General features: G+C 55.2%; 3 protein-coding genes and 1 pseudogene. 3 read left to right on the forward strand and 1 reads right to left on the reverse strand.

Annotated elements, in window-relative coordinates; genetic code table 11:
- Nucleotides 1–91 precede the first annotated feature (91 nt).
- Nucleotides 92–499 carry a transposase gene (locus ACGYKA_RS19835; protein WP_271690177.1) on the reverse strand — a complete coding sequence of 136 codons (408 nt, stop codon included), beginning with the start codon at nucleotides 497–499 and terminating at the stop codon, nucleotides 92–94.
- 1,231 nt (nucleotides 500–1,730) lie between these two features.
- On the opposite strand from ACGYKA_RS19835, the gene ACGYKA_RS19840 reads away from it, so the two are divergent.
- From ACGYKA_RS19840 to ACGYKA_RS19850, 3 genes and pseudogenes are all read left to right on the forward strand, one after another.
- The gene (locus ACGYKA_RS19840; protein WP_394439854.1) at nucleotides 1,731–2,342 is read left to right on the forward strand and encodes a hypothetical protein; all 612 of its coding nucleotides are present in this window, start codon (nucleotides 1,731–1,733) and stop codon (nucleotides 2,340–2,342) included.
- A 950-nt stretch (nucleotides 2,343–3,292) separates the two neighbouring features.
- Nucleotides 3,293–7,996: a RecQ family ATP-dependent DNA helicase gene (locus ACGYKA_RS19845; protein ID WP_394439856.1), complete on the forward strand. Its 4,704-nt coding sequence runs from the start codon at nucleotides 3,293–3,295 to the stop codon at nucleotides 7,994–7,996.
- A gap of 68 nt (nucleotides 7,997–8,064) precedes the next feature.
- Nucleotides 8,065–8,461: pseudogene (locus ACGYKA_RS19850) on the forward strand (hypothetical protein); the annotation flags it as partial.

The following is an 8,461-nucleotide window of genomic DNA, read 5'->3' on the forward strand; positions in this document are numbered from 1 at the left end:
GCCGACTGCACCATCGAAGCCAATCCATCGTGTCCTTTACGGAAGTCCACCGGCCGCGTCGCAACCAATATCCGAACACCTTGCGATGGCATCAGCATGAAGAAGCTTCAAGCGCATGGGCGATCTCTACAATCCGAGAGGCAGATGTCTGCAGCGGCAGCTCGATGGCGATTTCTCCAAAGATCAATCTGATCGCCTCATTAGGAACCGTCAGAGCTTCTGGCGGCTCTCCTGGCCCAGCAGAGACCACCAGTGGAGCGAAGAGCGGCGCGTCGGCATCCGGCGCGGGTAGCAACAGCTTTCCTTGCTTGGCCTGTCGACGCCAGGCCGATAGTTGGTTCGGAAGGATGCCATATCGCTTAGCAACAGCATTCACCGTTGCACCGACCTCAAGCGTCTCCGCCACCGCCTGTGCCTTTGCGGTATCCGACCAACGGCGGTGGCCGGACGCATAAATCTCGACGCCAAGCGATCTGAGAAACGAATTTGTAGCGCACATTGCGAAACGCACTCCCCGTCATAAGATGCGTTCGTTCTCGCAGCGCAGATCACACCCTACAACGTGCCCCCGGGCCACCGCTTACCTTTGAGCTCTGAACTCATTCAGTGAGATCGGTCGCACTCTTAGGGCTGTGCCATTTAAGCCGACCTTTCCGAGGATCGATAACTTTGCACCTTCGCGCCAACGATTGGGCGCTTGCGGAATAGGTGCAAGCTCATGAACGAAGGTCCCAAAAGGGCTCGGCATACTCATGCATTGTGAAAGCGATCGTTGACCAGCACCTCGGTGAAATCACATTTAAGACTGCCGAAGGGAAGGGGACGACCTTCCTCGTGGATTTCCCTGCCCTGAATTCTTCTGAAACGGCGGCACCTTCCAAGGGCCTTCCGGAGTAACGCTGCTTTGGGGCCATGCTCTGCCCGGCTTGACTGCGCGCTTTTGTTTTCCACGCACGTCCAATGCGCGGGCAGTCCCTCCTTGAAATTCCTGATTTCGTGGTCGCGGAGGTCCGCGGAATTCGTCAATGGGAATGCCGGACCCCTAGGATTTCCCTCCCGCCGGCTGTCCGACCTGCTGAACCCAAGCTCTCAAGAGAGGGGCCTGACATCTATCGGGGACCTCAACTGACGCACCGAGTTCATGTCGTCGAGGATTGAGGTGTTGGAAGCAAAACGTCCATTTGGGACCGGCGAAGGGGCAGATCTGGCCTCTGAAGGGGGCCCGATTATAAAATTTTCCTTTAAAAACAACGATGTAACGCTGTTACGGCTCAGTAACACTTTAAGTAACACCCGTAAGTGTCTGAATTCTATCTCATTTATAGATATATATATCGATGTTACAGAAATATAGAAAAAGAGTACATACAAGACAGACAGGTCTATTGATCAGTGTGCGCCAATATAAAGACATATGTGGGCGTAATGCGTTACAAAGTCTAAGTTATTGAAATCATTCAATATGTTTGTAACAGGGGGTGTAAAATGACCATTTTGGCGCTTTCCGTCCTGAATAAATCGTTTATTTACAAAGGGTTGTTCTGTTACAGCGGAGCGTTACGCCCTGCGTGAGAGCCTTGCGGTGCCCGTTTGGCGCGTCTCGTCGGCCCTTCGGTTTGCGATCCGGCGATCCATTGCAGGCATTCTTAGGTTATCCACATAAACTGCGGGTCTGTTGGCTATGCAGGTCCATAAGCTTGCCCTAGTTTCCTGTGAAAAGAGGACAGTTTATGCGCAGTACACCGATCAAAATTGCTCAGACCATCAATGCAGACCCTTCGGTCTACATGCCCCCAGAGGGCCCCGCGCAAAAGGCGCTGGCAAGCCAGCATCAGGGGATGGCGGGAGCGCGTTTTGACCTCGGCAGCTATATGATGGAATTCGGCCAGGCGGCGGTTGGGTATTATCGCAAAAGCGCTTCAGCAGAAGAGACGGCTCAATTGGCGAAGGCGGGGGATGCTCTGTTGGGCTACCTCAAGTCCTACGCGGTTCATGTCAATGAACTGGGCGGCGCCGGATGGTCCGATCCGCGGCCTGCTTGGTCTCGCAATCCAGCAGTGACGCATGATTCTAAAGGTCTGGCACCCGTGCTTGCCTTGTTGGACATGCCGGGGGTGCGCTTTGTGTTCACTTGCCTCTATGCAGGAGCCGACTCTACGATGTCGGAAAAGCTGGCGCGCTTGCTGTCGCCGGAAGAGCCCTTCGTGATCTTCTCTTCGGACCGCCAAGCCTACAATGTCGTCCAGAATGCGCTTAAGCAACTGGAGGGTAAGGGGATCGATCTGGCGGCTTTCTTCAAAGAGATGGCGCAGCTGGTGCCGCTTGAGCAGAAAAGGGCGTAGCAGCCCTCATGCCCGGAACGATTTTCGCATGACGCATGGGGCGGGCGCTACGGTATGGCGCTTCACGTCCCTATCTCTTGAGGAACCCTTTTACAGGATGAAGGATAGCGAGCTGTGCGGGTATAAGGTTCGTGGCCTTGCGGAAGACAGTTTTGATGCAAAGTATCGTTGCTTTCCTTTTTTTGGTCGCGGGCAAAACACGTAAATGGGTACCTATACCGTCAGCTGGCGCTCGATATACTTTGAGTTAAAAGACAAAGGTCGGTACAGGTCGCGCCTTTACCGGTGGTGGATAGAGCGGCGCTGCGGCCGGGTTCCATCACATGGATCGGCTGATCAATATGCAGTTCCACGCCGTTGAAAGTATGACGTGGTATTGCAAGAACATTTCAGTTCAAATGCTTGGCGACGGTTCCGCTTTTTTGAAACAGCACTAACTTCAGAACATGAAAAATTTAATCTCCCGAGGCATATCGAAAGCCTTTTCCCGTGCTCGGCCCCAGCAGTCTGAAACATCAAAGGCTGATCCGGTGGACGATATCGGCATCCCTGTGCAGCGGGACCCCTTTAAAATCTTGTCGCATTGTTTGTCGATTGACCTGGAGGTCGATCCTAGAAGGGCTCAGATATTCGCATTTGCAGCTGTGCCAGAAGATGAAGGAGAGGGGGTTGTCCACCGGAAAGGTGATTTGGAAGCCGCGCTCAAGAAACTTGATCTATACAGCGTAGGCTTCACGCATGTCATTGGGCACAATATTTTGCGCCACGACTTGCCGCATCTCATGGCGGTATCTCCGCGCTTTGCAAAGTGCGCGGATGGGGCGATCGACACTCTATGGCTTAACCCATTGGCATTCCCGCGCAATCCCTATCACAGGCTGGTCAAACACTACCACGATGGGCGGCTCCAAAGTGGACATATCAATGACCCTGAGTTCGACGCGCGTCTTGTGTTCAAGGTCTTTCGCAATCAAATCGAAGCCTTCGTGTCTCTGAACGGGTCATCGCCGGAGACGATCATGGCCTATCACTGGCTGTGCTGCCGAGGTCCTGGTCGCGATGGGTTCGATCGGTTGTTCAGCAACGTGCGCGGCGCGCCTATTCCGACGGAGGCGGAAGCACACAGGGCTATTCAGGAGTTGCTGCAAGGGGCGGCATGCGGCGCACAGGTGAATGATGTGCTGGCGAGGCTTTCAGACACAGAACTGGGTTGGCCGATGGCATATGCCCTTGCTTGGATTTCGGTCGCGGGTGGAGATTCTGTCATGCCCCCTTGGGTGCGGGCGCAGTTCCGTGATGCCGCACGTCTCGTAAGAGACTTGAGAGACACGAACTGCCGTAATCCCCATTGCGCATATTGTGCAGAGCACAACGATCCCAGCCGTGCCCTCGAACGTTGGTTTGGTTTTCCGAGTTTTCGCCCGGAACCCGCCGACGAGAACGGACGCCCACTTCAGGAAAAAATCGTTGCTACGGCCATGGCAGGCGATCATCTGTTGGGCATATTGCCGACGGGTACGGGCAAATCCATCTGTTATCAGATCCCTGCGCTGTCCCGGTTCGACAAGACCGGTGCCCTGACAGTCGTCATTTCGCCCCTTGTCGCGCTGATGGCGGACCAGGTTCAGGGATTGGTGCGGGCGGGAATTTCCTCGGCGGTTACGATCAACGGCCTGTTGTCCTTGCCCGAGCGGCAAGATGCGCTTGATAAGGTTCGGCTTGGGGACGCCGCGATCTTGCTGATTTCGCCTGAACAGTTGCGCAGCACATCAGTTCGGTCGGTGTTGGCGCAGCGCGAGGTAGGGTTGTGGGTGCTGGACGAAGCGCACTGTGTGTCTAAGTGGGGTCACGATTTCCGACCCGACTATCGGTACGTTTCGCGCTTTATCAAGGAGAGCTCCAACGGTGAGAGGGCCGCGGTGCTTTGCTTAACTGCGACGGCAAAACCGGACGTGGTGCAAGACATTCGCTGTCATTTTCAAGAACGGCTGGGGGCAGAGTTGATATTGATCGACGGTGGCGCCTCGCGTTCGAATTTGAGCTTTAAAGTAATGCCAACGCAACGGTCGACCAAGATGACGGATATCTTCGACACGATCGAGGCCCAGCTTCCGCGTGAGGGCGCCTCGGGTGCGGTTGTCTATTGTGCGACCCGCAATGCTACCGAGCGTGTGGCGGCGTTCTTAAAACAACAGGGCATTGCAGCCGAGCGGTATCATGCGGGGCTTAGTGCTGATGACAAGCGCGAGATCCAAGAGAACTTTCGCGTCGGGCATTTGCGCGTGATCGCGGCAACCAATGCTTTCGGCATGGGCGTAGACAAGCCGGACATTCGGTTGGTGGTTCACGGGGATGTGCCAGGGTCACTGGAAAATTATCTTCAAGAAGCGGGGCGCGCCGGGCGAGATCGTGAGCCTGCAGCCTGCGTTCTTTTGTTTAATACCGAAGACGTTGATCGTCAGTTCAGTCTCAGTGCACGGTCGCGGCTGGCGCGGCATGAAATTGGCGCGATCCTGAAGGCGCTCCGGCGCCTCGATGTTCGGACTGGCAAAGGCGGCGAAATCGTAGCCACGCCCGGCGAGATTGTTCATGAGGAGAAAGAGCGGGATTTCCAGCGGGACAGCAATACCGACGATACGCGGGTGAAGACGGCAGTCGCCTGGTTGGAAGAGGCGCAGCTACTGAACCGCGAAGAAAATCGCGTGCAGGTGTTTCCTGCATCGCTTCGGGTAAAGAACATGCAAGAGGTCCGTGCCATTCTTGCGTCTGCTGAGCTTACCGAGCAGCGGCGTAAGCACCTAACGGCCATTGTGCAGCATATCATCAACGCCCCACAGGAAGAAGGCATTACCACGGATGAGCTTTGCGGGATTAGTGGTCTAACGATGATGGGCGTGCGCAAGGCTTTAGTGGATCTCGAAGCCTTAGGCATTGCAAAGGATGATACGAACATCACAATCTTCGTACATGTTCGTGTCGAGAATGCCTCGCCGAAACGGTTCGAAGCGGCATCTCGTTTAGAGGCTGACCTGATTGCGATACTCCGGGAGCAAGCGCCAGATGCGGATGCCGAAGAGGTTTGGCCTTGTCATTTGGCTTCTGTAGCGCAGGCTTTGCGAGAGCGAGGACATGCTTCTGTGCGACCTGATATTGTCGAAAGCCAGCTCCGAGGGATTGCGCAGGACGGTCGCGATATGGATGGGGGTAGAGGTAATATTAGCCTTCGCAAAGTTACCAAAGGCAGTCTTATGGTGCGAATGCAAAGATCATGGGCGGTAATTGAGCAAACCGCACAGATCCGCAGGCAGGCAGCAGAGCGGTTGCTTTCATACTTGATTGATAAAGTTCCGACCGGCCTGCGCGGGAAAGATGTGCCGGTTGAGACCACGCTTGGTGACCTTCTTTCAGCGATAAATAGCGACGCGTTATTGCGAGCGTCGGTTAATGATCCTGCCAAGCTGATGGACCGGGCGCTTTTGTGGCTGCACGAACAGCAAGCTGTAACGTTGGGCAAGGGGTTATCTGTGTTTCGCTCAGCCATGACGTTGCACATCAATCCGAAAGGGGGCGGTTTTACGACCCAGCATTTCGCCCCGCTTGAAGACCACTACAGCGAACAAACAGTTCAGACCCACGTAATGGCGGCTTATGCGAGGAAGGGCATCAATGATATCAACCTGGCACAGCAATTGGCGCGTGACTATTTTGAGATGGAACAGGCTGCCTTCATGAAAGCTTGGATGCCGGGGAAGGTTTCGGAGTTTAGACGGCAGGCAACGCCCCAATCTTTTGCCGAGATCGTCGGCAATCTGAACAACTCGACACAAGAGCAGATCGTGCGGGATGACCGCGAGCAAACCAATGTGCTTGTGCTTGCGGGCCCGGGCTCAGGCAAGACACGCGTGCTTGTCCACCGTGTCGCCTATCTGGCCAGGATTAAGCGGGAGGACCCAAACGGTATTCTGGTGCTCGCTTACAATCGTCACGCCGCTGCCGAGATCCGCGAGCGCTTGCGTCGACTGATCGGCGACGACGCGCGTTTTGTGACTGTCTTGACCATCCACGCTTTGGCTATGCGGCTGATGGGCGCAAGTTTCGTTGGACGGGCAGGGCACGAAGAGCCCGATTTTGCAACGCTTCTGACAGATGCGGCACGCCTCTTGCGTGGGGACGGGCTGGACAAAGCCGAGGCTGAGGCCCTGCGCGAGACCTTAATTCAAGGGTTCCGCTGGATTCTTGTGGACGAGTATCAAGACGTGGGTCCTGAAGAATACGCGTTGATCGCAGCCGTGGCTGGTCGCAGCATTGATGATCCTGATCAACGGATAAGCCTCTTCGCTGTTGGTGATGATGATCAAAATATTTACGCATTTGCAGGTGCTTCGGTGCGCCATATTCGCCAGTTTGAACAAGACTATTCAGCCAAGGCGGCCTTTCTAACTGACAATTACCGATCCTCTAAAAACATCATCAGCGCTGCCAATGCTGTGATCGAAGGCTCTCAGGAGCGTATGAAAACAGAGCATAAGATCACCGTTGATCCATTGCGAGAGAAGGACCCGGCCGGGGGGATCATGCAAACCCTCGACCCGGTGGCGCAGGGGCGTGTTCAAATTCTTGGTTGCCCACCTGGAAATGATTTTCAGGCTCTTGCAGCCATCAGCGAGTTGATCCGCCTTTCCAAGTTGATCCCGGATTGGAGCTGGAGCGGGGCTGCGATTATTTCTCGTGATTGGCGCAGGCTTCTCCCGGTCCGTGACTTCGCCGAGGCGCACGGCATTCCGGTTGAAATGGCGAATGAAAACCTGCCAAGCTTGTGGCGTACCCGTGAGATGCAGGTATTTATCGGCTGCCTACGCGAAAGGCACGCGACGCGGGTTGGCGTAGGTGACCTCACCAAGATTTTGAACGCGATACCTAGAAGTCGTTGGACAGACCGGATTGGCGAGGGGCTTGGCCAACTTGCGCGTGAAGTCGACGGTAAGGCGCTTCCAACGCCTGATGTTATTGAATGGTTTGCTGAGTGGTCCAAGGAGACATGGGGCGAGCAGCGCGGCCTGAAACTTTTAACAGCACACCGTGCCAAAGGTCTCGAATTTGACGATGTGGTGATTATGGATGGCGGCTGGGAGCGTCCCTCGCGAAACGAAGATCAAGATGCGCCGAGGCGGTTGTTCTATGTCGCCATGACCCGTGCGCGGCGTAATTTGATTGTCATGAGCAATGATAATCATGAATATCTTCCAACTGTGTCGCCTTCTGTAGTCACTCGACATGTGGTGCCTGATTTGGGGTCAATACCCGGCCCACGTCGCTTCTTTCAGTCACCTGAAATGAAGATGGTCGATCTATCATTTGCAGGGCGTCAGGGGGATCGGCATGTTGTTCACAAGGCGATCGCCCAAGCACAGGTTGGCGCGCCGATCGGGCTTTCCATGGTCGGCGGCCGTTGGCAGATTGAGGATGCTCAAGGGCGTGTCTTAGGGCGGATGTCAAAAGCATTTGCGCCGCCGATCGGCACGAAATTTGTCACCGGTGAAATCGCGGCGATCATACATTGGCGTAAAGAAGATGCCGGTGAGCATTTCCAGCACTTGCTGAAACGCGCGAGTTGGGAGGTCGTTGTGCCTGAACTGATTTTTGAGGAAGCTTAACGGCGTGTCCGGGAAGGGTGTCGTGAAACCTGTCCTATTCGCGCAACTTCTTTGCTGCCAAAATCTTTATGAACCTCGGCTCCGCCTGCGGCGAACCTGCGCGCCGAGCATTTGTTTTTAGGCGGTACACCGACCCTTCGGTCTACATGCCCCCAAAGGGCCCCGCGCAAAAAGCGCTGGCAAGCCAGCATCAGGGGATGGCGGGCGCGCGTTTTGACCTTGGTGGCTATATGATGGAATTCGGCCGGGCGGCGGTTGGGTATTATCGCAAAGACGCTTCAGCAGTAAAGACGGCTCAATTGGCGAAGGCGGGGGATGCTCTGTTGGCCTACCTCAAGTCCTACGCGGCTCATGTCAATGAACCGGGCGATGCCGGATGGTCCGATCTGCGGCCTGCTTGGTCTCGCAATCCAGCAGTGACGCATGATCCTAAAGGTCTGGCACCCGTGCTTGCCTTGTTGGACA

The organism is Sulfitobacter sp. 1A15106 (assembly GCF_043556995.1).
GTDB classification, from domain to species: domain Bacteria; phylum Pseudomonadota; class Alphaproteobacteria; order Rhodobacterales; family Rhodobacteraceae; genus Sulfitobacter; species Sulfitobacter faviae.